The sequence below is a fragment of the Limimaricola cinnabarinus genome (assembly GCF_002723615.1).
Classification (GTDB): domain Bacteria; phylum Pseudomonadota; class Alphaproteobacteria; order Rhodobacterales; family Rhodobacteraceae; genus Limimaricola; species Limimaricola cinnabarinus_B.
In genome coordinates, this window is record NZ_KZ304963.1 from 46,951 (window position 1) to 70,903 (window position 23,953).

A 23,953-nucleotide genomic window follows, 5' to 3' on the forward strand; every position below is an offset into this window, starting at 1 on the left:
CAAGAACGATCGGCCCCAAACCCCCTCCCCCGCACACCCCGAAAGAGAAGACGCACGAGCCACCGATGCCCCCATCTTCGCGCCCCGCCGCGCGCCAACAATGCGTGCCGAGCGGCGCTTGCGGGACCGGAGAACATGAAGCCGGGGGTTGACGTAGCGTCACTTTGCAGGCGGAATTGGTTCCATCCGCGATTGAATGGAGCTGGCCGATGAAGTGCGCCCATCTTGTCATCCTTGCCGGCCTCCTGCTCTCATCCCCCGCCCTGGCCGATCGGCATTCCGTGGTCGTCGCGACGCTCAACTGGCCGCCCTATGTCTCCGAGGAGCTGCCGAAGGGAGGGGCCACCGCGGAGGTCGTGCGCCGGGCCTTCGCCGCCGCCAGGACCGAGGTCGAGATCCGCACCCTGCCGTGGAAACGGGCGATCTCGATGACCCGCGACACCGAAGAGGTCGTGGCCTATTTTCCGGGCTATCATTGCCGGCATGTCGAGGGCTTCGTGCCCTCGGACCCGATCGGGGACGGCCCGCTCGGCTTCGTCGAGCATGTCGCAGCGCCGATCACCTGGGAGCGCGTCGACGATCTCGGCGAGCAGAAGCTGAAGATCGGCACGGTTCTCGGCTATGCCAATACCGACGAGTTCGACGAGAAGGCCGGGACGGGCTGGATTCATGCCATTCCGGCCGCGGACGACGTCACCAACCTGCGCAAGCTGTCGTTGCAGCGCATCGATGTCGCGGTCATCGACAAGCTGGTGCTGGCCTACCTGCTGGCGACGGAGCCCTCGCTCGAAGGGCTGGAGACGGTGCTGCGCTTCAACCCGAGGCCGCTCGAGCACAAGACGCTCTACCTGTGCTTCAACGATGACGCGGCGGGCCGCGCCCTGCGCGACCACTTCAATGCCGGGCTCGCGCAGATCGACGTGCCCGCCCTCGTCGAAAGCTACTTCGCGGACGAGTTCTGATGCTGGGGAGCGCCCGCCTCAAGGCCGGCCCCGGCCCGCCGGTGCCGGGGCTGCGGTGGCTGACCGGTTCGGTTCAGGGCAAGCTGCTGGCCTATCTGCTGCCGCTGGTCATGATCTCGACCATCATCGTCTTCGGCCTTTTCGAATGGAATGCCCGCCGCTCGGCCGAGGCGCAGCTTCATGCCAAGCTCGACAAGATGGCGGAAATCCAGAGCGCCGTGGTGGCGGAGGCCCTGTGGAACGTCGCCGACGAGCAGATCAAGCTGATCCTTGCCGCGGTGATGACCGACGAGGACGTCCTGGCGGTCTCGGTTCTCGACGAGCAGGACCGGATCGTCGCCGCGCTCGGCGCGCCCGATGCCTTCGAGCGCAGCGCCTTCACCGCCCGGCGCGACATCCTCTACGACACGGGCGAGAGCGCCTTGCGGATCGGCACGCTCGAGATCGCGCTTTCGGAGGCACGGCTGACCGAGCTGGCGCGCGAGCGCCTCACGCTGGCCCTGATCCTCGCGGGGATCCTGATGGCCGCCGTGGTGACCGCGACGCTCATCGTCAACCGCCGGATCATCGGCCGGCCGCTCTCGCTGCTCATGGCCTCGATCAGCCGGGTCGCCTCCAGCGCGCCGCGCGCCCGCGTCGACTGGGACAGCGGCGACGAGATCGGCCGCGTCGTGGCCGCCTTCAACGAGATGCAGGCGCGGCAGGACGCCTATGAGGCGCAGCTGCGCGCCACCAATGACGAGTTGGAGCGCCGGGTGGAGGAGCGCACCGCCGAGCTGGCAGGCGCCGAAGCCACGGCGCGACAGGCGCGTGGCCAGCTCGCGGATGCGATCGGCAGCATCTCTGAGGGTTTCGCCCTCTTCGACGAGGCCGATCGGCTGGTCGTCGCCAACCGCCGCTACCGCGAGATCATGCTGGGCGACGGCGATGACGCCGACGCGCTCGGGCCCGGCCTGTCCTTCGAGGCGCTGCTGCGCGGATCGGTCGAAACCGGCGCCTTTCCGAATGCGCACCCGGACCCGGAGAGCTGGATCCAGCGCCAGCTTTCGCGTCATCGCCAGCCCGGCGCGCCCTATGTCCAGGAGATGAGGGGCAATCGCTGGCTGCAGGTCAGCAACCGGCGCACCTCCGAGGGCGGGACCGTCGCCGTCCATTCCGACATCACCGAGATCAAGCGCATCTCGGACGAGCTGAAACACGCCAAGGAGGCCGCGGAGGCCGCCAACGAGGCCAAGAGCGCCTTCCTCGCCACGATGAGCCACGAGATCCGCACGCCGCTGAACGGCATCATCGGGATGAGCACGCTGCTGGCCGGCACCGATCTCGACGAGGAGCAGCGCGATTTCAGCGATACGATCGTCACCGCGGCGGACAGCCTGCTGACCATCATCAGCGACATCCTCGATTTCTCCAAGGTCGAGGCCGGCGCGCTGGAGCTGGAGCAGACGCCGATGGATCTGGGCGAGACCATCGAGGCGGCGGTGGAGATCGTCGCGCCCAAGGCCGCCGAGAAGGATGTCGAGCTGGCCTGCCGGATCAATCCCGACGTGCCCGCCGGGATGATCGGCGATCAGGTCAGGCTCAAGCAGATCCTGATGAACCTGCTCAACAACGCGGTGAAGTTCACCGCGAAGGGGGAGGTGGTGCTGACGGTCTCCACGATGATGCCCGATGCGGGCCGGATACCGGGCGAGACGGTGCTCCTGACATTCGAGGTGCGCGACACCGGGATCGGCATTCCCGAGGAACGGATGAACCGGCTCTTCAAATCCTTCAGCCAGGTCGATGCCTCGACCACGCGGCGCTATGGCGGCACGGGTCTCGGCCTCGTCATCACCAAGCGGCTGGTCGAGCTGATGGGCGGGGAGATCAGCGTCACGAGCACGCCCGGCCGGGGCACGACCTTTTCCTTCACCCTGCCGGGCGAGGTCGCCGCCATTCCCGACCGCGCCAGCCGCGAAAGGCAGCTGGCGGCGCTCCGGGGCGCGCGCATCCTCGTCGTCGACGACAACCGCACCAACCGCATCATTCTCAGCGAGAGGTTCCGCGCCTGGGACCTCGTGCCCCACGGCTGCGGCGACCCGCAGGAGGCGCTCGACCTGCTGGCGGAGGGGCGCGTCTTCGATGTCGTCGTGGTGGACTACAAGATGCCGCACATGAACGGCTTCGAATTCACCACCGCCGTGCGCGAACGGCTGAAGGCGGCGGCACCCCCCATGATCCTCTTCAGCTCGATCTCGCCGATGGAGGGGCGCTTTCGCGAGGCGGTGGCGGAAATGGGCTATGCCGCGGCGCTGACCAAACCGGCCAAGTCCGGCCAGCTGCTCCAGGCGCTGGTGCGCATCCTCGCCCCCGCGCAGATGCCGGCATCGCGCGGCACCCCTCCGGGGCAGGCCGAAGGCGCGGAGCAGAATGATCTGCGGGTGCTGCTGGTGGATGACAACGCCATCAACCGGAAGGTCGGGAGCAAGATCCTCAAGCGGCTCGGCATCGCGCCGGTCGTCACCGGCAGCGGCGCGGGCGCGATCGAGGCCTGCCGCGGCGATGCGTTCGACATCGTGCTGATGGATATCGAGATGCCGGAGATGGACGGGGTGACGGCGACGCAGAAGATCCGCGAAAGCCTGCCCGAAGACGAGACCCCCTATATCGTCGCGCTGACGGCCAATGCGATGCATTCCGAGCGCGAGACCTATCTGCGCTCCGGCTTCGACGATTACCTCAGCAAGCCGATCGACGTCGAGGCGCTGGTCGCGAGCCTCGATGCGGCCCGGCGGCTGCGCGAGACGCGCCTTGGCGCGGCGGCGGCAGGCCCATGAGCGGCGAGGTGATCGATCCGGCCGCGCTGGAGCGGCTGCTGGCCGCGATCGGCGGCGACCCCGAGGACCTTCGGGAATTGCTGGATGATTTCCAGCAGGAAGGGCCCCGCGCCCTTTCGCAGATGCAAAGCGCCGCCCATGCGGGCGATCGCGACGCGCTGCGCATTTCGGCCCACAGCCTCAAATCCAACGCGCGCGATTTCGGCGCCACCGCGCTCGCGGCCGAATGCGCGCGAACCGAACAGGCCGCCGCCACCGATGATCTCGAGGCGCTGCACGCGCGGATCGGCGTGATCGCCGCCGAGCTGGAGCGTGCCCGGACCGCCCTCGCCGAATTGGCGCGACGCGATGAATGACGCCACCGCCCCCGCCGCCCCCGCTGCCCATGCCGCCCCGGGCGCGCCCCTCCCGGCCAGGGTTCTCGTCGTCGACGACAACGCCATCAACCGCAAGAAGCTGCGCATCGCGGTGACCCGTCTCGGGCATGATGCCGAAACCGCCACGGATGGCCGCGAGGCGCTAAGGATGCTGGCGGAGCGGAGCTTCGACGCGGTGCTGCTCGACATCGTGATGCCGCAGATGGACGGCTTCGACGTGCTCGACCGGATGCGGGCGAGCCCTGCGATGCGCGACGTGCCGGTGATCGTGGTGTCCGCCCTCGACGACGAGACCGAGAGCGTCGTCCGCGCGATCGAGCTGGGCGCCGAGGATTTCCTGCCCAAGAGCTTCGATCCGGTGATCCTGAAGGCGCGGCTCGAAGCCTCTCTCACCCGCAAGCGCTTTCGCGATCAGGAGAAGGAGTATTTCGGGCGCATCGAACGGCTGACCGAGGCGGCCGAAAAGCTCGAACGCGGGCGCTTCGATCCCGACAGCCTGGCGCTCGACGATCTGGTCCGGCACAGCGATCCGCTGGGCCGGCTCGCGGCGGTCTTTCGCGGCATGGCCAACGAGATCTACGAGCGCGAGCTGAAGCTGCACCGCGCCGTGGCGACGCTTCAGGGCAGCTTTCTGGTGCTGGCCGTGGGCCTCGTCTGGGGGCTCACCCCCGCCCTGTCGCGCATGGCTGCCGGCCTCGGCTCCAATCCGCTGGGGCTCGCCGTCTGGGTGAACGGCATCGCGGCGCTGCTCTGCCTCGGCATCGCGTGCTACCGGCGGCGCCTGCCGCGGCTGGGCTGGCGGGAGCTGCGCTTTTATGCCTACTGGGCCCTCATCGCCGGCATCCTGCAACGCATGACCACCTTCGTCGCCGCGGCCCATGTCGAGGCGGCGATGCTGTCGCTGATCGTGACCTTGCAGGGCTTCATCGTCTTTGCCGTCGCCGCGATGACCGGCATGGAGAGAGCCGACGCGAAGCGCCTCGCGGGGCTGCTGGTCGGTCTTGCCGGTGTCTCGCTGGTGCTGTTCACCCGCTTCGACATCGCGGCCGGGGCGCAGAACGCCTGGCTGATCTTCGCGATGCTCCTGCCGCTTCTCTTTGCCGTCGAGGCGCTGGTTCTCGCGGGCAAGCGCCCCGCGCAGGTGGATATCTTCGCCTCGGTCGGCCTGATGATGGGCCTCTCCGCCGCCTTTCTCGCCCCTGTCGCCTGGGCCACGGACAGCCTCCTGCCGCTGGGCCCCGATATCGGCAGGCTGGAGCTGCTGGTTCTGCTGATGGGCATCGTCGGCGCCTCCTCCCTGCTCCTGGCGTTCCGCCTCGTCGCCACGGCGGGGGCGGTCTTCTACAGCCAGAGCGCCTATGCCATGACCATCGCGGGCGTCGTCTGGGGCATGCTGCTGCTGAGCGAGGAGCTTTCGCCGCTGGCATGGCTGGCCTTCGCGGTCATCGTTCTGGGCATGTATCTCGTGGAGCCCAAGCGAAACGACAAGGAGTTGGTGATCAAGCGGTCCTTCGTCCGGTAAGCACGGCTTCCCGCACGCCCTTGCGCATGGATCAGCTGCCCGGCCCGCCTAGCGCCCCTCGCCGCGCCTGCGTTTCTCGCGCAGCCCCGAAAAGAACTCGACCCGCTTCCTGAGCTCGCGCTCATGCCCGCGATCGACCGGCGTGTAATAGACCGGCCGCTTCATCGTCTCGGGGAAGTAGTTCTGCCCCGAAAACGCATCCTCCGCGTCGTGGTCGTAATCATAGCCCTTGCCATAGCCCTGCTCCTTCATCAGCCGGGTCGGCGCGTTGAGGATGTGCTTGGGCGGCGGCTCGGAGCCGGTCTTGCGCGCCTCGGCCAAGGCCGCCTTGAAGGCGGCGTAGCCCGCGTTGGATTTCGGCGCGAGCGCGAGGTAGATCACCGCCTGCCCGAGTGCGAGATCGCCCTCGGGGCTGCCCAGCCGCTCATAGGTCTCCCAGGCATGCAGGCAGATCGTCTGCGCCTGCGGATCGGCGAGGCCGATATCCTCGACCGCCATGCGGGTGATGCGCCGCGCGAGGTAGCGCGGGTCCTCCCCCCCGACCAGCATCCGCCCGAGCCAGTACAGCGCGGCGTCGGGGTCCGAGCCGCGCACCGATTTGTGCAGCGCCGAGATGAGGTTGAAATGCTCCTCGCCCGACTTGTCGTATTTCGCCGCCCGCTTCATCAGCCGCGCGGTCAGCGCCTCGACCCCGAGCCGGGTGTCGGTCTTCCACGCCGCGACCTGCTCGATCAGGTTGAGCAGCGCCCGCCCGTCGCCATCGGCCATCTCCAGCAGCGTCTCGCGCGCCGCCCCGTCGAGCGGCAGCGCCCGGCCCAGCTCCTTCTCGGCCCGCTGGGCGAGCCGTTCGAGATCCGACAGGTCGAGCCGCTCCAGCACCAGCACCTGCGCCCGGCTCAAAAGCGCGGCGTTCAGCTCGAAGGAGGGGTTCTCGGTGGTGGCCCCCACCAGCAGGATCGTCCCGTCCTCCATATGCGGCAGGAAGCCGTCCTGCTGCGCCTTGTTGAAGCGGTGGATCTCGTCGACGAAAAGCAGCGTCGCCCGCCCCTGCCCGCGCCTGAGCTTGGCCGCCTCGAACACCTTCTTGAGGTCGGCGACGCCGGTGAAGATCGCGCTGACCTGCACGAAGGCGAGATCGGCGGCATCGGCCAGAAGCCGCGCGATGGTGGTCTTGCCCACCCCCGGCGGCCCCCACAGGATCAGCGAGGAGAGCGACCCCGCCTCGAGCATCGCCCCGAGCGGCGCATCCCGCCCCAGCACCTGCTCCTGCCCGATGACCTCGCCGAGCCTTTGCGGGCGCAGCCGGTCGGCCAGCGGCCGATGCGCGGCCTGCGCCTCGGGCGGCGCGGGCCGGGGCGCGGATGCGGGTTCGGTGAGATGATCGAACAGGTCAGCCATGCCCCAAATCTAGTGTATCTGTGGATAACTTCCAAGAGATTTGGTATTGCTGCCGAAATCTGGGGCGCAGCCCCCCGACCCCTGCCCGCGTCGCCCCGATTTGCCCCGCCTCTTCAGAGCATCCGCTGGTCGCGGGCCCTCTGGATCGCCTCGGTGGTGGTGCGCGCCAGCAGCGCGCTGCGCGCCGAGGCGAGCCGCGCCTTGAGCGCACTTTCGGAGATCCCCAGCCGCGCCGCCGCGGCGGTGTGCCGATCGCCTTCCGCGATGCAGCGCAAGGCTTCGATCTGCGCCTTGGTCAGCCCGCGCGGCGGCTCGGTGAGCTCGTGCAGATGCGCGATGCGCTCCGCGAAGCGCTCGATCTCGGCATCGGTGAATTCGCGATCCGGGCGGCAGGCCGAGGCGATGCTGCGCGATTGCAGCGGGCCGCAGGAGACCGACACGCCGAAATTCATCCCGAACTCGCGCGCCTGCCCGAGGATGTCGAAGGGATCGGGGATCTCGATCTCGCTCCAGCGGCAGCTTCCGGTGGTGCTGAAGCCCCAGGCGATGATCGGATCGCGCAGCGCATAGGCCTCCTCGGCATAGCGCTCGACCCAGCCCTCCGGGAAGGCCTGGTGGCTCAGGGAGGGCACGGCGGAGCGGATGTGCAGCGCAACGCAGAACCCCGCCGGGGCGAGAGCCGAAAGCTTGGCGAGATACAGGTCGATGCCGGCGCTGCGTGACATGGCTTTCCCATTCTCCAAAGGATCAGGCACGTCACGTTTCTACGTCGTCAAACCCCCGGTCCCCAAGGGCTAAGCCCTTGACGTTGGGGCATTAACCAAAAAAGCCCCACCCTTTGGGGGTGAGGCTCTATCCTTAGGGATTAGCTCCCTATCACTCCGCGGCGGCGTCTTCCGCTTCGAGCCGGGCGCGGTCGGCGGCGCCCTTGGCGTCGACGTCGCGATCGACGAATTCGATGATCGCCATCGGCGCCATGTCGCCATAGCGGAAGCCGGCCTTCAGCACGCGGACATAGCCGCCCTGACGCTCGGCGTAGCGCGGCCCGAGGATCTCGAACAGCTTGGCGACATGCGCGTCCTGCTTGAGCTGCGAGGCGGCCTGGCGGCGGGCATGCAGGTCACCGCGCTTGCCGAGCGTGACGAGCTTCTCGATCACGCGGCGCAGGTCTTTCGCCTTGGGCAGCGTGGTCTTGATCTGCTCGTGCTCGATCAGCGAGCCGGCGAGGTTCGAAAACAGCGCCTTGCGGTGCTCGTGGGTGCGGTTCAGGCGGCGGTAGCCACTTCCATGACGCATTGGGTGTCTCCTTCAGCGTTTTGCTTTGTCCGGCGGCCGATGCGTGTCGACCGCTCTCCTTGGGGCGGAATGCCCGGGTCGTGCGGGGGCGGTGGCCCGCCCCCGTGAACCTCAGAACTGGTCTTCGAACTTCTTGGCCAGGTCCTCGATGTTGTCCGGCGGCCAGTCCTCGACATCCATGCCGAGATGCAGGCCCATGCCCGAAAGCACTTCCTTGATCTCGTTGAGGGACTTGCGGCCGAAGTTCGGGGTGCGGAGCATCTCGGCTTCGGTCTTCTGGATCAGGTCGCCGATATAGACGATGTTGTCGTTCTTCAGGCAGTTGGCCGAACGCACCGACAGCTCCAGCTCGTCGACCTTCTTGAGAAGCAGCGGGTTGAACTCCAGCCCGTCGTCGAGCGCGCCGGCGGAGGCCGATTCCGGCTCGTCGAAATTGACGAAGATCGACAGCTGGTCCTGCAGGATGCGCGCGGCATAGGCCACGGCGTCGTCGGGGGTCAGCGAGCCGTCGGTCTCGACCTTCATGGTCAGCTTGTCATAGTCGAGCACCTGCCCCTCGCGGGTCGGCTGCACGTCGTAGGAGACCTTCTTGACCGGCGAGTAGATGGCGTCGATGGCGATCATGCCGATCGGCGCGTCCTCGGGCTTGTTGCGGTCGGCCGCGACATAGCCTTTGCCGGTGTTGACGGTCAGCTCCATGTAGAGATTTGCGCCGTCGTCGAGATGGCAGATCACGTGATCCTTGTTGAGGATCTCGATGCCCGCGGTCTCGGAGATGTCACCGGCGGTGACGACGCCCGGGCCGGTCGCCTGGACGGAGAGCCGCTTGGGGCCTTCGACTTCCATGCGGATCGCCACGCCCTTGAGGTTCAGCACCACGTCGGTCACGTCTTCGCGGACGCCCGAGATCGAGGAGAACTCGTGCAGCACGTTGTCGATCTGGACGGAGGTGATGGCCGCACCCTGGAGCGAGGACATCAGCACGCGGCGCAGCGCGTTGCCCAGCGTCAGGCCGAAGCCGCGCTCGAGCGGCTCGGCGACCACGGTCGCCTGACGCGACGGATCGTTGCCCGGCTTGACGTCGAGCTGCGTCGGCTTGATCAGCTCGGCCCAATTCTTGTGGATCATGCGTCCCTCCATTCCTGTCCGTGCTCCATGGTCCCGAAGAGCCGGACGCCCGAGGTTTCAAAATGACGGTTCGGGGCCGCGCGAAAAGGCGCGGCCCCGAACGGGTAGTGCTGGCTCAGACGCGGCGGCGCTTCGGCGGGCGGCAGCCGTTATGGGCGATCGGCGTCACGTCGCGGATCGACGTGATGTTGAAGCCGACGGCAGCCAGGGCGCGCAGCGCGCTCTCGCGGCCCGAACCGGGGCCCTGCACTTCGACTTCCAGCGTCTTGACGCCGTGGTCCTGCGCCTTCTTGCCGGCGTCTTCGGCGGCGAGCTGGGCGGCGTAGGGGGTCGACTTGCGCGAGCCCTTGAAGCCCATGGTGCCGGCGGACGACCAGGAGATCGCGTTGCCCTGCACGTCCGAGATCAGGATCTTGGTGTTGTTGAACGAGGAGTTCACATGCGCCACGCCTGCGGCGATGTTCTTGGAGACCTTCTTCTTGCCTCCGCGACGGGTATCACGTGCCATTGATGCGTCCCCTTATTTCTTCTTGCCGGCAATGGCCTTCGCGGGGCCTTTGCGGGTGCGAGCATTGGTGTGGGTACGCTGGCCGCGGACCGGCAGGTTGCGACGGTGGCGCAGGCCACGGTAGCAGCCGAGGTCCATCAGGCGCTTGATGTTCATCGTGGTCTCGCGACGCAGGTCGCCTTCCACGGTGAGGTTGGCGTCGATGTGCTCGCGGATCGCCAGCACTTCGGCATCCGACAGGTCGTTGACCCGGCGGGTGACGTCGATGCCGACGGCTTCGCAGATCTGGCGGGCGGTGGTGTCACCGATACCGGTGATGTAGGTGAGGGCGATCGGAACCCGCTTCGCGGTCGGGATGTTCACGCCGGCAATACGTGCCACGTTTAGCGTCCTTTCGTTGCGGCTCCGTGATTCCGGAGCCTTTTTTCACAACTGAGGCCCGGAACGATCCGGGCCGCATCCTGCGAGGTGATCCGCGCGAGGCCGGGGGCGACCCGGGGCATTCGCGCGAAATGATTCCCTTTCGGGATGGGGCTGTCTATGGGCTGCCGGGCAGAGGGTCAAGCCCCCTGCCCCGGCGGGCCGTCGCCGGCTCAGGCGTCCTGGGTCTGCTGGCCCAGAAGCCCCGCGATCTCGGCCGAAACCTCCTCGATCGCGGCAAGCCCGTTGACGCTCTCAAGCTGGTCCTTGGCGTGGTAGTAGCCGATCAAGGGCGAGGTCTGCTTGTAATAGGCCAGAAGCCGCGTGCGCAGCGCGTCCTCGTTGTCGTCGGCGCGGCGCGTGATCTCGGTCGAGCCGCAATTGGCGCATTTGCCATCCGCCGGGATCGGGCGGGTCACGTCGTGATAGACCTCGCCGCAATTGGCGCAGGAGGCCCGCCCGGTGATCCGCGCGACCAGCACCTCGTCATCGACCCGCATCTCGATCACGTGGTCGAGGCTCTGGCCCAGCTCGTCGAGCAGCGCCGCCAGCGCGTCGGCCTGGGCCAGCGTGCGCGGAAAGCCGTCGAAGATGTAGCCGCCCGAGGCCGCGCCCGAGGTCAGCTTCTCGCGGATGAGCCCGATGACGATCTCGTCGGTCACCAGCTCGCCGCGGTCCATGACGGCGGCGACGCGCTTGCCCATCTCGGTGCCCGAGGAGCGCGCCTCGCGCAGCATGTCGCCGGTCGAGAGCTGGACCATGCCGCGCTCCTCGACCAGCCGCTTGGCCTGCGTGCCCTTGCCCGCTCCCGGCGGCCCCAGAAGAATGATGTTCGTGCTCATCGCCGCGCAGGCCCCCTCGCCTTGGTCTTGTTGGTCTTGCCGCCGCGTTTGCCGCGCAGCTGCGATTTCTCGATCAGCCCCTCGTATTGATGCGCGAGCAGATGGCTCTGCACCTGCTGGATCGTGTCCATCCCGACCGAGACGATGATCAGGATCGAGGTGCCGCCGAAGTAGAACGGGATCGCCAGCTGGCTGCGCAGGATCTCGGGCAGCAGCGCCACCAGCGCCAGATAGGCCGAGCCGAGCACGAGCACGCGGTTGAGCACGTAGTCGAGATACTCGGCGGTGCGCTTGCCGGGGCGGATGCCGGGGATGAAGCCGTTCTGGTTCTTCAGGTTGTCGGCCACGTCATCGGTCTTGAACGCCACTTCGCGGGTGTAGAAGTAGGTGAAGAAGACGATCATCGCCGCGAAGAAGATCAGGTAGAGCGGCTGGCCCGGCCCGAAATAGGCGAGGATCGTCGACAGCACCGGGCCGCCCTGCCCGCCCGAGAAGGTCGAGAGCGTGGTCGGCAAAAGCAGCAGCGCCGAGGCGAAGATCGCCGGGATCACGCCCGCCGGGTTGACCTTGATCGGCAGGTGCGAGGAGCCGCCATCATAGACCTTCATGCCGACCTGGCGGCGCGGGTACTGGATGTGGATCTTCCTCAGGGAGCGCTCCATGAACACCACGAAGGTCAGCACGCCGACCACCATGGCGATCACCAGAAGGATCACGGCGGGGCTGATCGCGCCCGAACGGCCCTGGCTCAGGAACTGCGCGAGGGCGGCGGGGATCTCGGCGATGATGCCGACGAAGATGATCAGCGAGATGCCGTTGCCGATGCCGCGGGCGGTGATCTGCTCGCCCAGCCACATCAGGAACATGGTGCCGCCCACCAGGGTGATCATGGTCGAGGCGCGGAAGAACAGCCCCGGATCGGTGACGAGATCGCCCGCTTCGAGCGACACGGCGAGGCCGTAGGCCTGGAAGGTCGCCAGCACCACGGTGAAGTAGCGGGTGTACTGGTTGATCTTCTTGCGGCCCTGCTCGCCCTCTTTCTTGAGCTGCTTGAGGGGCTCGTACATCGAGGCCATGAGCTGCACGATGATCGAGGCGGAGATGTAGGGCATGATGCCGAGGGCGAAGATGCCCATCCGGCTCAGCGCGCCGCCGGTGAACATCGACAGGATGCCGCCGATGCCGGAGGCCGCGCCCTCCATGAAGTTGCGCAGCGCGGCGCCGTCGATCCCGGGAACCGGGATGAAGGTGCCGAGCCGGTAGACGATCAGGAGACCGATCGTGAAGAGGATCCGCTGACGGAGCTCGGTGGCCTTGCCGAAGGCCCCCCAGCTCATGTTGGCGGCCATCTGTTCTGCTGCTGATGCCATCGGGGCTCTCTTGTCATGTCAGCGCCGCCGGACCGGGGTCTTCCGGTCGGCGGCGCGGGAACAGTCGGTGACGGGGGCGGGGAGCGCAAGGCCCCCCGGCCACCGATTATTCGGCGGCGGCCGCCGGCGCGGTGGTGGTGAGCTTGCCGCCCGCCTTCTCCACCGCCTCGATCGCGCCCTTGGAGGCGCCGGTGACGGCGATGTTGGCCTTGGCGGTGAACTCGCCCTTCGACAGCACGCGGATGCCGTCGCGCTTGCGGCGGATCAGGCCGGAAGCGACCAGCGCGTCCTCGGTGATGTCCTGGCCCGCGTCGATCTTGCCGGCGTCGATGAACTTCTGGATCAGGCCCAGGTTGACGACGGCGTATTCCATGCGGTTGGGCTTGTTGAAGCCGCGCTTGGGCAGACGCTGGTAGAGCGGCATCTGGCCGCCCTCGTAGCCCTTGATGGCCACGCCCGAGCGGGATTTCTGACCCTTGATGCCGCGGCCGCCCATCTTGCCGGTGCCGGAGCCCGGACCGCGGCCGACGCGCTTGGCCTTCTTGGCCGCACCCGGGTTGTCGCGCAGTTCGTTGAGTTTCATGTCGCTTCTCCTGTGCCGGAACTGCCCCCCAGCGACGGATGGGGCAAACGCGGCTTGCTGAATTGGATTCGCGGCCCCGAAAGAGGCCACCGGCGGCGTATACGCCCGATGGCCCCGCCGTGCAAGCCGCGCGCCGCGACCCCGCGTCAGCACGGGCGTCAGGACCGGCGCAAAGGGCACGGATGCTGACCGTTTCGCGCGCGAAACACGGCGCAGCGGCACGCGAAAGGGGCGCCGCGGTTGCCCGCGACGCCCCTTCCCTTGGCCGAGCCGGTGGCTCAGGCCTTTTCTTCGACGATCTGCACCAGGTGCGGGATCGAGTTCACCATGCCGCGCACCGAGGGGGTGTCCTCGAGCTCGCGGGTGCGGTGCATCTTGTTCAGGCCCAGGCCCTTCAGCGTGGCACGCTGCGAGGCGGGGCGACGGATCGGCGAGCCGATCTGCTTGACGACGATGGTTGCCATGTCCGCTCTCCTCAGGCTTCGGCGACTTCGGCGCTGGCCTCTTCGGGCTTGCGCAGAATGTCGGCGACCTTCTTGCCGCGACGCTGGGCGACCGCACGCGGCGACTGCTCGGCGCGCAGGCCGTCCAGCGTGGCGCGGATCATGTTGTAGGGGTTCTGCGAACCGAGCGACTTCGAGACGACGTCCTGAAGGCCCAGCATCTCGAACACCGCACGCATCGGGCCGCCGGCGATGATGCCGGTACCGGCGGGCGCCGAGCGCATGACGACACGGCCGGCGCCGTGGCGGCCTTCCATGTCGTGATGCAGGGTCCGACCCTCGCGCAGCGGCACGCGGATCAGGTTGCGGCGCGCCTGCTCGGTGGCCTTGCGGATGGCCTCGGGGACCTCCTTGGCCTTGCCCTTGCCAAAGCCGACACGGCCCTTCTGGTCGCCCACGACGACGAGCGCCGCGAAGCCGAAGCGCTTGCCGCCCTTGACCGTCTTGGACACCCGGTTGATCGCCACGAGACGATCGGCGAATTCCGGGTTCTCGTCGCGGTCGCGGCGACGGTTGTCACGTTCTGCCATGTTACGTCTCCTCAGATCTTCAGGCCGGCGTCACGCGCCGCGTCAGCGAGCGCCTTGACCTTGCCGTGGAACAGGAAGCCGCCGCGGTCGAAATAGGCTTCGGACACGCCGGCCTTCTTCGCACGCTCCGCGATCGCCGCACCGACCTTGGCGGCCGCCTCGACGTTGTTCTTCCCGACGATGCCCAGATCCTTCTCGAGCGAGGAGGCCGAGGCGAGAGTGACGCCGTTCACGTCGTCGATCAGCTGCACGCTGATGTTCTTGTTGCTGCGGTGCACGGAGAGACGCGGACGATCCGCGTTCACCTTGCGCAGCTTGCTCCGGACGCGCTGACGGCGCTTCAGGAACAGATCCCGTTTGCTGTTTGCCATTTTTTCGCGTCCTTACTTCTTCTTGCCTTCCTTGCGGAAGATGAACTCGCCTTTGTAGCGGATGCCCTTGCCCTTGTAGGGCTCCGGGGCGCGCCACTCGCGAATGTTCGCCGCAACCTGACCCACGAGCTGCTGGTCGATGCCCTCGACAACAATCTCGGTCTGCTTGGGGGCCGTGACGGTCACGCCCTCCGGCACCTCGAAGTTGACGTCGTGGCTGTAGCCGAGCGCCAGCTTCAGGGTGTTGCCCTGCATCTGCGCGCGGTAGCCGACGCCCTGGATCTCGAGCTCTTTCTTGAAGCCGGTCGAGACCCCGGTGACGAGGTTCTGCACCATCGAGCGGGACATGCCCCACTGCTGACGGGCACGCTTGGACAGGCCGCGCGGCGCGATGTTGATCGCGTCGTTCTCGACCGTCAGGGTGACGTCGTCGGTGGCGGTGAAGCTGCGGGTGCCCTTGGGGCCCTTCACTTCGACCGACTGGCCGGAGACGCTGGCGGTCACGCCGCTGGGCAGGGCGACCGGGCGTTTACCAATACGAGACATTACCGGACCCTCCTTAGAATACGGTGCAAAGCACTTCGCCGCCGACATTGGCTGCGCGTGCGTTTGCATCCGACATCACGCCGCGGGGCGTGGAGACGATCGAGACGCCGAGACCCTGGCGCGGAGCCGGCAGGTCGGAGACGCTCATGTAGACGCGGCGGCCGGGCTTGGAGACCCGCTTGAGCTCACGGATCACCGGGGCGCCTTCGTAGTAGCGCAGGCTGATCTCGAGAGCGGGGTGCCCGTCCTTGCCGGTGGTCGACTCGTAGCCACGGATGTAGCCTTCGTCGGCGAGGACATCGAGCACCCAGCCGCGCAGCTTGGAGGCGGGGGTGATGACGGTGGACTTGTGACGCATCTGCGCGTTGCGGATGCGGGTCAGCATATCACCGATGGGATCGTTCATCTGTGGACCCTCCTTACCAGCTCGACTTGACCATGCCGGGGATTTCCCCGTTCGAGCCGAGCTCGCGCAGCATGATCCGGCTGAGTTTCAGCTTGCGGTAATAGGCGTGCGGACGCCCCGTCAGCTGGCAGCGGTTGTGAAGACGGGTGGGCGAGCTGTTGCGCGGCAGTTGCGCGAGCTTCAGGTTCGCCTTGAAGCGCTCTTCCACGGGCTTGTCTTTGTCGTTCGCGATCGCCTTGAGCTCGGCGCGCTTGGCGGCATACTGAGCCACCAGACGCTCGCGCTTCTTCTCGCGTTCGATCATGGATTTCTTGGCCATATCTCTCTTTTCCTCCCGCGGATCAGCTGTTGAACGGCATGTTGAAATGCTTCAACAGCGCCTTCGCTTCCGCGTCGGTCTTCGCGGTGGTGCAGATGACGATGTCCATGCCCCAGACCTCGTCGACCTTGTCGAAGTTGATCTCCGGGAACACGATGTGCTCCTTGAGGCCCATGGCGTAGTTGCCGCGGCCGTCGAAGCTCTTGCCCGACACGCCGCGGAAGTCGCGGATGCGCGGCATGGCCACGGTGATCAGGCGGTCGAGGAATTCGTACATCCGGTCGCCACGCAGGGTCACCTTCGCACCGAGCGGCATGTCCTCGCGGACGCGGAAGCCGGCGATCGACTTCTTGGCCTTGGTGACGACGGCGCGCTGACCGGCGATGGTCGAAAGATCGTCCTGGGCGGACTTGGCTTTCTTGCTGTCGCGGACGGCCTCGGCCCCGGCGCCGATGTTCAGGACGATCTTGTCCAGGCGCGGGATCTGCATGTCGTTCTTGTAGCCGAACTCTTCCTTGAGCTTGGCCTTGATCTCGTCGGCGAAGGTCGCCTTGAGACGCGGGGTGTAGTTCGCGGTGTCGAGCATCAGATCACGTCCCCGGTTGTCTTGGCGAAGCGGACCTTCTTGCCGTCTTCCTCGCGGAAGCCGACGCGGGCCGGTTTGCCGTTGGCATCGACGATGGCCAGGTTCGACAGCTGGATCGGCATCGCCTTGGGCTGGCGGCCGCCCTGGTCGGTCTGGCTTTGCTTGACGTGGCGGATCGCGACGTTGATGCCCTCGACCACGGCCTTGCCGGCCTTGGGATCGACGGACTGGATCTCGCCGGTCTTGCCCTTGTCCTTGCCGGTCAGGACGACGACCTTGTCACCTTTGCGGAGTTTCGCAGCCATTACAGCACCTCCGGCGCGAGCGAGATGATCTTCATGAAGTTCTTCGCGCGCAGCTCGCGAACCACCGGCCCGAAGATACGGGTGCCGACCGGCTCGTTGTTGTTGTTGAGAATGACGGCCGCGTTGCGGTCGAAGCGGATCGAGGTGCCGTCTTCGCGGCGAACTTCCTTGGCGGTGCGCACGACGACGGCCTTGCGGACGTCACCTTTCTTCACGCGGCCACGGGGGATCGCTTCCTTGACGGACACCACGATGATGTCGCCGACCGACGCATAACGGCGGTGGGACCCGCCGAGGACCTTGATGCACTGCACCCGGCGTGCGCCGGAGTTGTCAGCGACATCCAGATTGGTCTGCATCTGGATCATGGGTTTCTCCCGACCTTTGGGGGGCTCGCGATGGCCTTCTCCCCAGGGTTTCGTACAAGCTGGAAGATGGGCGCCTTATTCGGCGATCACTTCCCAGCGCTTGGTCTTGGATTTCGGGGCGCACTCCTGGATGCGGACATTGTCGCCCACATTGAAGGTGTTCGCCTCGTCGTGAGCCCGGTACTTCTTGGACTTACGGATCGTCTTCTTCAGAACCGGATGCGTGAAGCGGCGCTCGACCGAGACGGTGACGGTCTGCGCGTTCTGGTTCGAGGTCACGACGCCTTGCAGGATGCGTTTGGGCATGGGCTCAGGCCTCCGTGCCGGCGGCTTCGGCCGCCTTCTGGTTCAGGATGGTGTGGATGCGGGCGACGTCGCGCTTGACGACGCGCATCCGCGCGGTGTTCTCGAGCTGGCCGGTGGCCTGCTGGAAGCGCAGGTTGAACGCTTCTTTCTTCAGATCGACGAGGGTCTCGCGGAGCTGGTCCGCGGACTTGTCGCGGAGTTCCTTGGCATGCAGCGCCATGGGCCTGTCCTTTCGACATCACCGGAAGGCCCCTTTCATCATCGAGAGGGTCACCCTGATTCCGGTGGATAGGTGAATGAGCGCTGTCCCTAGACGGAATGGGCCGGGGATGCAAACCCTTTCTCGGACGGGGCACCGTGTCGTGCCTGTAGGGTCGCGCTACCCCCGACGCGCTTCGGCTCGCTCAGCTCCAAGGTAGAACTTCATCCGGGGTCATAGATACTTGCCCGAACACGTTCTCTCTATGCCAGCGCAGGTTTTCTGGGTGGGGCCAGTCATGCCGGTCGTTCGGCTTACGGAGGCGTCCATCCGGGACGATGAGACGGTCCACGACCCCACCGGGGACTTTGTTCCGTGACACCAGGATCGTCCAGTCCTCAGCAACGGAGATGAGACCGCGATCGAACATCCAATGCAACGTTCCTGACAATGCCAGGCCATTACGGACCGAGTCGCTTCCCTGTTTATCAACCGGACGGATATGCGCTGCTTGCACTTCCGGGCAGCCGCCGCCATTTCTGAGCCGAAGTCCTGAAATCGCACAGCGATAGTCGTAAGCTTCCCTGACCCGGCGCCGAAACGCGACATCTCGGTAGGCACGTCTGGTCAACCGTTCGAGAATGGGGCGCTCGAATGTAAGTGCTTCCTCTGCCATGGCCGAAGAGGGACTTCCATATCTCCTGGCTTCCATCTCTTCGAGATGCTGCGGCAGTCCGATGTTCACGATCCTAGCAAAGTCAGCCTCAGGCAACCTGCGGACAGCCTGTTGCTGAGCGCCCCCCTTTTTAGGGGTTCCATCCGGATGTGAGAGCACTGTTTCGAGCGGGCGGCCCTCAATTAAACGAGCGACATTTTCATCGAATGGCAGGAAGCTGCCGGGTTCGATCAACGCCAAATAGCGATCGGCGACTCCCGGCTTGGGAATGATCGCCGCAATCTTGGCGACCGCAAAATATGCGCGCGGACCGGCTTTCACCGGTTCATAATACACAACCCAATCGCCGACGCCTTCGCGCATAGCCTTCAAGTAGGCTTTCGGAAAATCATACCGGGTATCCAGCTCGTCCTCATAGATGGAGTCGGATCGATGCAGGAGAACAAGTTTGGTCATAGGCCCACCGAATAGATAGCCGCAGGTTGTGGCAAGAGGTTGCACACAACCCGAACCCATTAAAGACAAGCTGTCGGCAAGGCAAAAGCCCCCGCCGATCGCTCGGCGGGGGCCTTCATCTCGTGAGCGGCCCGAAGGCCCTGCCCTTACCAGTCCTCGCGGACCACGGTGCGGGTCTTGATCGGCAGCTTCATCGCGGCGAGGCGCAGCGCCTCGCGGGCGACGCCTTCGCTGACGCCGTCGATCTCGAACATCACCCGGCCCGGCTTGACCTTGGCGGCCCAGAAATCGACCGAGCCCTTGCCCTTACCCATCCGGACTTCGGTGGGCTTGGAGGTCACGGGCGTGTCCGGGAAGATCCGGATCCAGACCCGGCCCTGACGCTTCATGTGACGCGTCATGGCACGACGGGCGGCCTCGATCTGGCGCGCGGTGATGCGCTCGGGCTGCACGGCCTTGAGACCGTAGGTGCCGAAATCGAGGTTGAAGCCGCCCTTGGCCTCACCGTGGATCCGGCCCTTGTGCTGCTTGCGGAACTTGGTGCGCTTCGGTTGAAGCATGTCTCAGCCCTCCCTTACCGGCGGCCGCCGGCGCCGCGAGGCACGGGGCCTTCCTGCAGCTCGGCCTGTTTGCGGTCACGCGCCTGCGGATCATGCTCCATGATCTCGCCCTTGAAGATCCAGACCTTGATCCCGATGATGCCATAGGGGGTCTCGGCTTCGGAGAGCGCGTAGTCGATGTCGGCGCGCAGCGTGTGCAGCGGCACCCGGCCCTCGCGGTACCATTCGGTCCGCGCGATCTCGGCGCCGCCGAGGCGGCCCGCGACGTTGACGCGGATGCCGAGCGCACCCATGCGCATCGCGTTCTGCACCGCGCGCTTCATGGCGCGACGGAACGAGACGCGGCGCTCGAGCTGCTGGGCGATGCTTTCGCCGACCAGGGCAGCGTCGAGCTCGGGCTTGCGGACCTCGACGATGTTGAGGTGCAGCTCCGAGGAGGTCAGGTTCGACAGCTTCTTGCGCAGGACCTCGATGTCCGCGCCTTTCTTGCCGATGATGACGCCCGGACGCGCGGCGTGGATCGTGACCCGGCACTTGCGGTGCGGGCGCTCGATGATCACGCGGCTGATGCCGGCCTGCTTGGCTTCCTTCTTGATGAAGTCCTTGATCTTGAGGTCTTCGAGAAGAAGATCGCCGTAGTCCTTGGTGTCGGCGTACCAGCGGCTGTCCCAGGTCCGGTTGACCTGGAGCCGCATGCCGACGGGATTGACCTTGTTACCCATTAGGCTTGCTCCTCGACCTGGCGGACCGTGATGGTGAGTTCCGAGAACGGCTTGACGATCTTGCCGAACCGGCCACGGGCGCGCGGACGGCCACGCTTCATGATCAGGTTCTTGCCGACCCAGGCCTCGGCGACGACCAGCTCGTCGACGTCGAGATTGTGGTTGTTCTCGGCGTTCGCGATCGCGGATTGCAGGCACTTCTTGACGTCGCCGGCGATGCGCTTCTTCGAGAAGGTCAGGTCCGTGAGGGCCTTCTCCACCTTCTTGCCGCGGATCATCGCGGCGACGAGGTTGAGCTTCTGCGGGCTGGTGCGCAGCATCCGGGTCTTGGCCATCGCCTCGTTGTCGGCGACGCGGCGGGGATTCTTGTCCTTGCTCATGGCTTACTTCCGCTTCGCTTTCTTGTCAGCGGCGTGACCGTGATAGGTGCGGCTCGGCGAATACTCACCGAACTTCTGACCGATCATGTCCTCGCTGACGTTGACGGGGATGTGCTTGCGACCGTTGTACACACCGAAGGTCAGCCCCACGAACTGGGGCAGGATCGTCGAACGGCGCGACCAGATCTTGATCACTTCGTTGCGGCCGGACTCGCGCGACGCTTCGGCTTTCTTCAGCACGTAAGCATCGACGAAAGGGCCTTTCCAAACAGAACGAGCCATGTGTTAACGGCCTTTCTTGCGAGCGTGGCGCGAGCGAAGGATGAGCTTCGACGACGCCTTGTTCTTGTCACGGGTGCGCGCACCCTTGGTCGGCTTGCCCCAGGGCGTCACCGGGTGACGGCCACCCGAGGTCCGGCCTTCACCACCACCATGCGGGTGGTCGATCGGGTTCATCGCGACGCCGCGGACGGCGGGACGCTTGCCGAAGTGACGGTTGCGACCGGCCTTGCCGAGGTTCTGGTTCGAGTGGTCCGCGTTCGAGACCGCGCCGACCGTCGCCATGCACTCCTGGCGCACGAGACGCAGCTCGCCCGAGGAGAGACGGATCTGGGCGTAGCCGCCGTCACGACCGACGAACTGGGCATAGGTCCCCGCCGAACGCGCGATCTGGCCGCCCTTGCCGGGCTTCATCTCGATGTTGTGGACGATCGTGCCGATCGGCATGCCCGAGAAGGGCATCGCGTTGCCGGGCTTGACGTCGACCTTGGAGCCCGCGACGACCTTGTCACCGATCGAGACGCGCTGCGGCGCCAGGATGTAGGCCTGCTCGCCGTCCTCGTACTGAACCAGCGCGATGAAGGCGGTGCGGTTGGGGTCGTATTCGATGCGGGCGATGACGGCCTGCATGTCGAACTTGTTGCGCTTGAAATCGACGATCCGGTAGAGGCGCTTGGCGCCACCACCACGACGACGCATCGTGATCCGTCCGGTGTTGTTCCGGCCGCCCGACTTGGTCAGACCCTCGGTGAGGGCCTTGACGGGGCGTCCTTTCCAAAGCTCCGAACGGTCGATCAGCACCAGCCCGCGCTGGCCCGGCGTCGTCGGCTTGTACGACTTGAGTGCCATGCTTTGTGTCTTCCGTTGCTTTGCGGGCGATCCCGAATGGATGGCCCGGTTGTGTTTAGGGCCCCGAAGGTCCCCGGCGTGTCGTAAAAGGAGCGGCCCCGGACGAATCCGGGGCCGCGCCGATGGGGTCACCTATTAGAGACCGGTCGAGACGTCAATGCTGTTGCCCTCTTCGAGCGTCACATAGGCCTTCTTGACGTCCTTGCGGGTGCCGGTCACGCCGCGGAAGCGCTTGACCTTGCCCTTGGTGACGACGGTGTTGACCGCCTTCACCTTGACCGAGAACAGCGCCTCGACGGCTTCCTTGATCTGCGGCTTGTTGGCGTCGATCGCCACCTCGAAGACCACCGCGTTGGCCTCGGAGGCCAGGGTCGCCTTCTCGGTGATGACCGGCTTGCGGATCACGTCGTAGTGTTCGGGTTTCGCGCTCATTTCAGGCGAGCCTCCAGGGCTTCGACAGCCGCCTTGGTGAGCACCAGCGTGTCACTGCGGAGGATGTCGTAGACGTTGGCGCCCATCGAGGGGAGCACGTCCAGGTTGGCGATGTTGCGCGCGGCCTGGGCGAAGCCCTCATTGACCTGCGCGCCGTCGATGACCAGCGCCCGCTTCCAGCCGAGGCTGGCGACCTGCTTTGCCAGGGCCGAGGTCTTGCCCTCGGTCTCGGCGGTCTCGATCACCACCAGCTCGCCGGCCTTGAGCTTCGCCGAGAGGGCGTGCTTGAGGCCGAGCTTGCGGAACTTCTTGGTCAGCTCGTGCTCGTGGCTGCGGGGCGTCGGGCCCTTGTAGGTGCCGCCGTGACGGAAGATCGGCGCGCCCTTGGAGCCGTGACGTGCGCCGCCCGTGCCCTTCTGGCGATAGATCTTCTTGGTCGAGTAGCTGACCTCGGAGCGGCCCAGCGTCGAGTGGGTGCCCTGCTGGGCGCGCGCGCGCTGCCACCGCACGACGCGGTGCAGGATGTCGGTGCGCGGCTCGAGACCGAAGATGGTCTCGTCGAGATCGACGGAACCGGCGGAGCCGCCGTCCAGCTTGATCGCATCAGCCTTCATTGTTCTCATCCTTCTCAGCGGATTCGATCGCGGCCTGCTCGGCCTCGGCGGCAGCCTTCGCGGCGGCTTCCTCCTCGGCGGCGGCCTGGGCCGCGGCTTCGTCGGCAAGACGCTTGGCTTCGTCGGCATGGCTCTTCAGCCCGGCCGGGAAGACCACGGTGTCGAGCAGCGGCTTCTTCACGGCGTCCTTGACCGTGACCCAGCCGCCCTTGCCGCCCGGCACCGCGCCCTTGACCATGATCAGGCCACGGTCGGCGTCGGTCTTGACGACCTGGAGGTTCTGGGTGGTCACGCGGGCGGCGCCCATGTGGCCGGCCATCTTCTTGCCCTTGAACACCTTGCCCGGGTCCTGACACTGGCCGGTGGAGCCGTGCGAACGGTGGCTGATCGACACGCCGTGCGTGGCGCGCAGGCCGCCGAAGTTGTGCCGCTTCATGGCACCGGCAAAGCCCTTGCCGATCGAGGTGCCCGAGACGTCCACATACTGGCCTTCGAAGTAATGCGCGGCGATGATCTCCTCGCCCACTTCGATCAGGTTCTCGGGCGCGACGCGGAACTCGGCGACCTTGCGCTTGGGCTCGACCTTGGCGGCGGCGAAATGGCCGCGCATCGGCGCGCTCACGCGCTTGGCCTTGGCGGTGCCGGCACCGAGCTGAACGGCGGTGTAGCCGTCACGCTCGACCGTGCGCTGCGCCACGACCTGCAGGTTGTCGAGTTGCAGCACGGTCACCGGGACCTGCTTGCCATCCTCGAGGAACAGGCGGGTCATGCCCACCTTCTTGGCGATGATTCCGGAACGCAACATCGTCACCCCCCTCACACCTTGATTTCGACGTCGACGCCGGCGGCGAGGTCGAGCTTCATCAGCGCGTCCACGGTCTGCGGGGTCGGGTCGACGATGTCGAGAAGACGCTTATGCGTGCGGATCTCGAACTGGTCGCGGGATTTCTTGTCGATGTGCGGGCCACGGAGAACCGTGAAGCGCTCGATCTTGTTCGGCAGCGGGATCGGCCCGCGGACCGAGGCGCCGGTGCGCTTGGCGGTGCTGACGATCTCCGCGGTGCTGGCATCCAGCACGCGGTAGTCGAAAGCCTTGAGCCGGATGCGGATATTCTGGCTTTGGGCGGCCATGACATTCCCCTTCAAGGGTTCGGGTTGAGAGGTCGGCCGGGCAGGATTGCCGGTCCACATCGAACCCGTCGTAAAAGTGGTGCGGGGCGGGCATTACACCCGCCCCGCGGCGACGTCCACTAGGGGGCGTCGTTACTCGACGATTTTCGACACCACGCCGGCGCCGACGGTGCGGCCGCCTTCGCGGATG

34 protein-coding genes are annotated in these 23,953 nt (G+C 66.3%); 4 read left to right on the top strand and 30 right to left on the bottom strand.

Going from position 1 to position 23,953, the window contains the following annotated elements; translation table 11 throughout:
* The first annotated feature begins 209 nt into the window (after positions 1-209).
* From CJ301_RS12620 to CJ301_RS12635, 4 genes are read left to right on the top strand one after another with little or no spacing between them, the layout of a single operon-like run.
* Entirely contained in the window at positions 210-962 is a 753-nt protein-coding gene (locus CJ301_RS12620; RefSeq protein WP_099277762.1) for a substrate-binding periplasmic protein, read from the top strand.
* Positions 962-3,781 carry a response regulator gene (locus CJ301_RS12625; RefSeq protein ID WP_099277763.1) on the top strand — a complete coding sequence of 940 codons (2,820 nt, stop codon included), beginning with the start codon at positions 962-964 and terminating at the stop codon, positions 3,779-3,781. The genes CJ301_RS12620 and CJ301_RS12625 overlap by 1 nt, the downstream gene beginning before the upstream one ends.
* Entirely contained in the window at positions 3,778-4,137 is a 360-nt protein-coding gene (locus CJ301_RS19250; protein WP_099277764.1) for an Hpt domain-containing protein, read from the top strand. The genes CJ301_RS12625 and CJ301_RS19250 overlap by 4 nt, the downstream gene beginning before the upstream one ends.
* On the top strand, positions 4,130-5,680 hold the full coding sequence (locus CJ301_RS12635) for a response regulator (RefSeq protein WP_099277765.1): 1,551 nt from the start codon (positions 4,130-4,132) through the stop codon (positions 5,678-5,680). Before CJ301_RS19250 ends, CJ301_RS12635 begins: the two co-directional genes overlap by 8 nt.
* Positions 5,681-5,728: 48 nt before the next feature.
* On the opposite strand, the gene CJ301_RS12640 is transcribed toward CJ301_RS12635, so the two are convergent.
* The 30 genes from CJ301_RS12640 to rpsJ form a co-directional block, all read right to left on the bottom strand.
* Positions 5,729-7,078: a replication-associated recombination protein A gene (locus tag CJ301_RS12640; protein ID WP_254050148.1), complete on the bottom strand. Its 1,350-nt coding sequence runs from the start codon at positions 7,076-7,078 to the stop codon at positions 5,729-5,731.
* A 113-nt stretch (positions 7,079-7,191) separates the two neighbouring features.
* The gene (locus CJ301_RS12645; RefSeq protein WP_099277766.1) at positions 7,192-7,803 is read right to left on the bottom strand and encodes an autoinducer binding domain-containing protein; all 612 of its coding nucleotides are present in this window, start codon (positions 7,801-7,803) and stop codon (positions 7,192-7,194) included.
* Between the two features lie 151 nt (positions 7,804-7,954).
* Entirely contained in the window at positions 7,955-8,374 is a 420-nt protein-coding gene (gene rplQ / locus CJ301_RS12650) for a 50S ribosomal protein L17 (protein WP_099277767.1), read from the bottom strand.
* 111 nt (positions 8,375-8,485) lie between these two features.
* On the bottom strand, positions 8,486-9,502 hold the full coding sequence (locus tag CJ301_RS12655; protein WP_099277768.1) for a DNA-directed RNA polymerase subunit alpha: 1,017 nt from the start codon (positions 9,500-9,502) through the stop codon (positions 8,486-8,488).
* Positions 9,503-9,617: 115 nt separating this feature from the next.
* A complete protein-coding gene (gene rpsK / locus CJ301_RS12660; protein ID WP_099277769.1) occupies positions 9,618-10,010 on the bottom strand; it encodes a 30S ribosomal protein S11 in 393 nt (130 codons plus the stop codon).
* Positions 10,011-10,022: 12 nt separating this feature from the next.
* Complete coding sequence (gene rpsM, locus CJ301_RS12665; RefSeq protein WP_085894966.1) at positions 10,023-10,391, bottom strand: 30S ribosomal protein S13; 369 nt, start codon at positions 10,389-10,391, stop codon at positions 10,023-10,025.
* A gap of 212 nt (positions 10,392-10,603) precedes the next feature.
* The gene (locus CJ301_RS12670; RefSeq protein WP_099277770.1) at positions 10,604-11,272 is read right to left on the bottom strand and encodes an adenylate kinase; all 669 of its coding nucleotides are present in this window, start codon (positions 11,270-11,272) and stop codon (positions 10,604-10,606) included.
* Positions 11,269-12,642, bottom strand: coding sequence for a preprotein translocase subunit SecY (gene secY, locus CJ301_RS12675; RefSeq protein WP_099277771.1), 1,374 nt, complete (start codon positions 12,640-12,642; stop codon positions 11,269-11,271). The genes CJ301_RS12670 and secY overlap by 4 nt, the downstream gene beginning before the upstream one ends.
* Before the next feature lie 106 nt (positions 12,643-12,748).
* The gene (rplO, locus tag CJ301_RS12680) at positions 12,749-13,225 is read right to left on the bottom strand and encodes a 50S ribosomal protein L15 (RefSeq protein WP_099277772.1); all 477 of its coding nucleotides are present in this window, start codon (positions 13,223-13,225) and stop codon (positions 12,749-12,751) included.
* A 278-nt stretch (positions 13,226-13,503) separates the two neighbouring features.
* The gene (gene rpmD, locus CJ301_RS12685) at positions 13,504-13,689 is read right to left on the bottom strand and encodes a 50S ribosomal protein L30 (RefSeq protein WP_017928033.1); all 186 of its coding nucleotides are present in this window, start codon (positions 13,687-13,689) and stop codon (positions 13,504-13,506) included.
* Positions 13,690-13,700: 11 nt separating this feature from the next.
* The gene (gene rpsE, locus CJ301_RS12690) at positions 13,701-14,258 is read right to left on the bottom strand and encodes a 30S ribosomal protein S5 (RefSeq protein ID WP_099277773.1); all 558 of its coding nucleotides are present in this window, start codon (positions 14,256-14,258) and stop codon (positions 13,701-13,703) included.
* 11 nt (positions 14,259-14,269) lie between these two features.
* The gene (gene rplR, locus CJ301_RS12695; RefSeq protein ID WP_017928031.1) at positions 14,270-14,629 is read right to left on the bottom strand and encodes a 50S ribosomal protein L18; all 360 of its coding nucleotides are present in this window, start codon (positions 14,627-14,629) and stop codon (positions 14,270-14,272) included.
* Positions 14,630-14,641: 12 nt separating this feature from the next.
* A complete protein-coding gene (rplF, locus tag CJ301_RS12700; protein ID WP_099277774.1) occupies positions 14,642-15,175 on the bottom strand; it encodes a 50S ribosomal protein L6 in 534 nt (177 codons plus the stop codon).
* Between the two features lie 13 nt (positions 15,176-15,188).
* On the bottom strand, positions 15,189-15,581 hold the full coding sequence (rpsH, locus tag CJ301_RS12705; RefSeq protein WP_099277775.1) for a 30S ribosomal protein S8: 393 nt from the start codon (positions 15,579-15,581) through the stop codon (positions 15,189-15,191).
* A gap of 13 nt (positions 15,582-15,594) precedes the next feature.
* Positions 15,595-15,900 (bottom strand): 30S ribosomal protein S14, encoded by a 306-nt coding sequence (rpsN, locus tag CJ301_RS12710; RefSeq protein WP_017928028.1) that lies wholly within the window; start codon positions 15,898-15,900, stop codon positions 15,595-15,597.
* A 22-nt stretch (positions 15,901-15,922) separates the two neighbouring features.
* Positions 15,923-16,486, bottom strand: a complete 564-nt coding sequence (gene rplE / locus CJ301_RS12715) for a 50S ribosomal protein L5 (RefSeq protein ID WP_099277776.1) — start codon at positions 16,484-16,486, stop codon at positions 15,923-15,925.
* A complete protein-coding gene (gene rplX / locus CJ301_RS12720; protein WP_085894974.1) occupies positions 16,486-16,791 on the bottom strand; it encodes a 50S ribosomal protein L24 in 306 nt (101 codons plus the stop codon). The genes rplE and rplX overlap by 1 nt, the downstream gene beginning before the upstream one ends.
* Positions 16,791-17,159 (bottom strand): 50S ribosomal protein L14, encoded by a 369-nt coding sequence (gene rplN / locus CJ301_RS12725; protein ID WP_017928025.1) that lies wholly within the window; start codon positions 17,157-17,159, stop codon positions 16,791-16,793. Before rplN ends, rplX begins: the two co-directional genes overlap by 1 nt.
* Positions 17,160-17,234: 75 nt before the next feature.
* Positions 17,235-17,465, bottom strand: coding sequence for a 30S ribosomal protein S17 (gene rpsQ / locus CJ301_RS12730; protein ID WP_099277777.1), 231 nt, complete (start codon positions 17,463-17,465; stop codon positions 17,235-17,237).
* Positions 17,466-17,469: 4 nt separating this feature from the next.
* A complete protein-coding gene (gene rpmC / locus CJ301_RS12735) occupies positions 17,470-17,679 on the bottom strand; it encodes a 50S ribosomal protein L29 (RefSeq protein WP_026147425.1) in 210 nt (69 codons plus the stop codon).
* A 190-nt stretch (positions 17,680-17,869) separates the two neighbouring features.
* On the bottom strand, positions 17,870-18,796 hold the full coding sequence (locus tag CJ301_RS12740) for an HNH endonuclease (RefSeq protein WP_099277778.1): 927 nt from the start codon (positions 18,794-18,796) through the stop codon (positions 17,870-17,872).
* A 146-nt stretch (positions 18,797-18,942) separates the two neighbouring features.
* Complete coding sequence (rplP, locus tag CJ301_RS12745; RefSeq protein ID WP_099277779.1) at positions 18,943-19,356, bottom strand: 50S ribosomal protein L16; 414 nt, start codon at positions 19,354-19,356, stop codon at positions 18,943-18,945.
* Positions 19,357-19,370: 14 nt separating this feature from the next.
* Positions 19,371-20,078 carry a 30S ribosomal protein S3 gene (rpsC, locus tag CJ301_RS12750; RefSeq protein WP_017928020.1) on the bottom strand — a complete coding sequence of 236 codons (708 nt, stop codon included), beginning with the start codon at positions 20,076-20,078 and terminating at the stop codon, positions 19,371-19,373.
* A complete protein-coding gene (gene rplV, locus CJ301_RS12755; protein ID WP_099277780.1) occupies positions 20,078-20,458 on the bottom strand; it encodes a 50S ribosomal protein L22 in 381 nt (126 codons plus the stop codon). The genes rpsC and rplV overlap by 1 nt, the downstream gene beginning before the upstream one ends.
* 3 nt (positions 20,459-20,461) lie before the next feature.
* Positions 20,462-20,740 (bottom strand): 30S ribosomal protein S19, encoded by a 279-nt coding sequence (rpsS, locus tag CJ301_RS12760; RefSeq protein WP_099277781.1) that lies wholly within the window; start codon positions 20,738-20,740, stop codon positions 20,462-20,464.
* A 3-nt stretch (positions 20,741-20,743) separates the two neighbouring features.
* Positions 20,744-21,586: a 50S ribosomal protein L2 gene (gene rplB, locus CJ301_RS12765; RefSeq protein ID WP_099277782.1), complete on the bottom strand. Its 843-nt coding sequence runs from the start codon at positions 21,584-21,586 to the stop codon at positions 20,744-20,746.
* Positions 21,587-21,721: 135 nt separating this feature from the next.
* The gene (locus CJ301_RS12770) at positions 21,722-22,018 is read right to left on the bottom strand and encodes a 50S ribosomal protein L23 (protein WP_099277783.1); all 297 of its coding nucleotides are present in this window, start codon (positions 22,016-22,018) and stop codon (positions 21,722-21,724) included.
* A complete protein-coding gene (rplD, locus tag CJ301_RS12775; RefSeq protein ID WP_099277784.1) occupies positions 22,015-22,632 on the bottom strand; it encodes a 50S ribosomal protein L4 in 618 nt (205 codons plus the stop codon). Before rplD ends, CJ301_RS12770 begins: the two co-directional genes overlap by 4 nt.
* The gene (gene rplC / locus CJ301_RS12780) at positions 22,622-23,437 is read right to left on the bottom strand and encodes a 50S ribosomal protein L3 (protein WP_099277785.1); all 816 of its coding nucleotides are present in this window, start codon (positions 23,435-23,437) and stop codon (positions 22,622-22,624) included. The genes rplD and rplC overlap by 11 nt, the downstream gene beginning before the upstream one ends.
* Positions 23,438-23,448: 11 nt before the next feature.
* Positions 23,449-23,763 carry a 30S ribosomal protein S10 gene (gene rpsJ, locus CJ301_RS12785; protein ID WP_017928013.1) on the bottom strand — a complete coding sequence of 105 codons (315 nt, stop codon included), beginning with the start codon at positions 23,761-23,763 and terminating at the stop codon, positions 23,449-23,451.
* Positions 23,764-23,953 lie beyond the last annotated feature (190 nt).

Bases quoted from the DNA above. Each gene is read 5' to 3' on its own strand.
- CJ301_RS12620 (WP_099277762.1), top strand. From the start codon at position 210: ATGAAGTGCGCCCATCTTGTCATCCTTGCCGGCCTCCTGCTCTCATCC.
- CJ301_RS12625 (WP_099277763.1), top strand. From the start codon at position 962: ATGCTGGGGAGCGCCCGCCTCAAGGCCGGCCCCGGCCCGCCGGTGCCG.
- CJ301_RS19250 (WP_099277764.1), top strand. From the start codon at position 3,778: ATGAGCGGCGAGGTGATCGATCCGGCCGCGCTGGAGCGGCTGCTGGCC.
- CJ301_RS12635 (WP_099277765.1), top strand. From the start codon at position 4,130: ATGAATGACGCCACCGCCCCCGCCGCCCCCGCTGCCCATGCCGCCCCG.
- CJ301_RS12640 (WP_254050148.1), bottom strand. From the start codon at position 7,078: ATGGCTGACCTGTTCGATCATCTCACCGAACCCGCATCCGCGCCCCGG.
- CJ301_RS12645 (WP_099277766.1), bottom strand. From the start codon at position 7,803: ATGTCACGCAGCGCCGGCATCGACCTGTATCTCGCCAAGCTTTCGGCT.
- rplQ (WP_099277767.1), bottom strand. From the start codon at position 8,374: ATGCGTCATGGAAGTGGCTACCGCCGCCTGAACCGCACCCACGAGCAC.
- CJ301_RS12655 (WP_099277768.1), bottom strand. From the start codon at position 9,502: ATGATCCACAAGAATTGGGCCGAGCTGATCAAGCCGACGCAGCTCGAC.
- rpsK (WP_099277769.1), bottom strand. From the start codon at position 10,010: ATGGCACGTGATACCCGTCGCGGAGGCAAGAAGAAGGTCTCCAAGAAC.
- CJ301_RS12670 (WP_099277770.1), bottom strand. From the start codon at position 11,272: ATGAGCACGAACATCATTCTTCTGGGGCCGCCGGGAGCGGGCAAGGGC.
- secY (WP_099277771.1), bottom strand. From the start codon at position 12,642: ATGGCATCAGCAGCAGAACAGATGGCCGCCAACATGAGCTGGGGGGCC.
- rplO (WP_099277772.1), bottom strand. From the start codon at position 13,225: ATGAAACTCAACGAACTGCGCGACAACCCGGGTGCGGCCAAGAAGGCC.
- rpmD (WP_017928033.1), bottom strand. From the start codon at position 13,689: ATGGCAACCATCGTCGTCAAGCAGATCGGCTCGCCGATCCGTCGCCCC.
- rpsE (WP_099277773.1), bottom strand. From the start codon at position 14,258: ATGGCAGAACGTGACAACCGTCGCCGCGACCGCGACGAGAACCCGGAA.
- rplR (WP_017928031.1), bottom strand. From the start codon at position 14,629: ATGGCAAACAGCAAACGGGATCTGTTCCTGAAGCGCCGTCAGCGCGTC.
- rplF (WP_099277774.1), bottom strand. From the start codon at position 15,175: ATGTCTCGTATTGGTAAACGCCCGGTCGCCCTGCCCAGCGGCGTGACC.
- rpsH (WP_099277775.1), bottom strand. From the start codon at position 15,581: ATGAACGATCCCATCGGTGATATGCTGACCCGCATCCGCAACGCGCAG.
- rpsN (WP_017928028.1), bottom strand. From the start codon at position 15,900: ATGGCCAAGAAATCCATGATCGAACGCGAGAAGAAGCGCGAGCGTCTG.
- rplE (WP_099277776.1), bottom strand. From the start codon at position 16,486: ATGCTCGACACCGCGAACTACACCCCGCGTCTCAAGGCGACCTTCGCC.
- rplX (WP_085894974.1), bottom strand. From the start codon at position 16,791: ATGGCTGCGAAACTCCGCAAAGGTGACAAGGTCGTCGTCCTGACCGGC.
- rplN (WP_017928025.1), bottom strand. From the start codon at position 17,159: ATGATCCAGATGCAGACCAATCTGGATGTCGCTGACAACTCCGGCGCA.
- rpsQ (WP_099277777.1), bottom strand. From the start codon at position 17,465: ATGCCCAAACGCATCCTGCAAGGCGTCGTGACCTCGAACCAGAACGCG.
- CJ301_RS12740 (WP_099277778.1), bottom strand. From the start codon at position 18,796: ATGACCAAACTTGTTCTCCTGCATCGATCCGACTCCATCTATGAGGAC.
- rplP (WP_099277779.1), bottom strand. From the start codon at position 19,356: ATGCTTCAACCGAAGCGCACCAAGTTCCGCAAGCAGCACAAGGGCCGG.
- rpsC (WP_017928020.1), bottom strand. From the start codon at position 20,078: ATGGGTAACAAGGTCAATCCCGTCGGCATGCGGCTCCAGGTCAACCGG.
- rplV (WP_099277780.1), bottom strand. From the start codon at position 20,458: ATGAGCAAGGACAAGAATCCCCGCCGCGTCGCCGACAACGAGGCGATG.
- rpsS (WP_099277781.1), bottom strand. From the start codon at position 20,740: ATGGCTCGTTCTGTTTGGAAAGGCCCTTTCGTCGATGCTTACGTGCTG.
- rplB (WP_099277782.1), bottom strand. From the start codon at position 21,586: ATGGCACTCAAGTCGTACAAGCCGACGACGCCGGGCCAGCGCGGGCTG.
- CJ301_RS12770 (WP_099277783.1), bottom strand. From the start codon at position 22,018: ATGAGCGCGAAACCCGAACACTACGACGTGATCCGCAAGCCGGTCATC.
- rplD (WP_099277784.1), bottom strand. From the start codon at position 22,632: ATGAAGGCTGATGCGATCAAGCTGGACGGCGGCTCCGCCGGTTCCGTC.
- rplC (WP_099277785.1), bottom strand. From the start codon at position 23,437: ATGTTGCGTTCCGGAATCATCGCCAAGAAGGTGGGCATGACCCGCCTG.
- rpsJ (WP_017928013.1), bottom strand. From the start codon at position 23,763: ATGGCCGCCCAAAGCCAGAATATCCGCATCCGGCTCAAGGCTTTCGAC.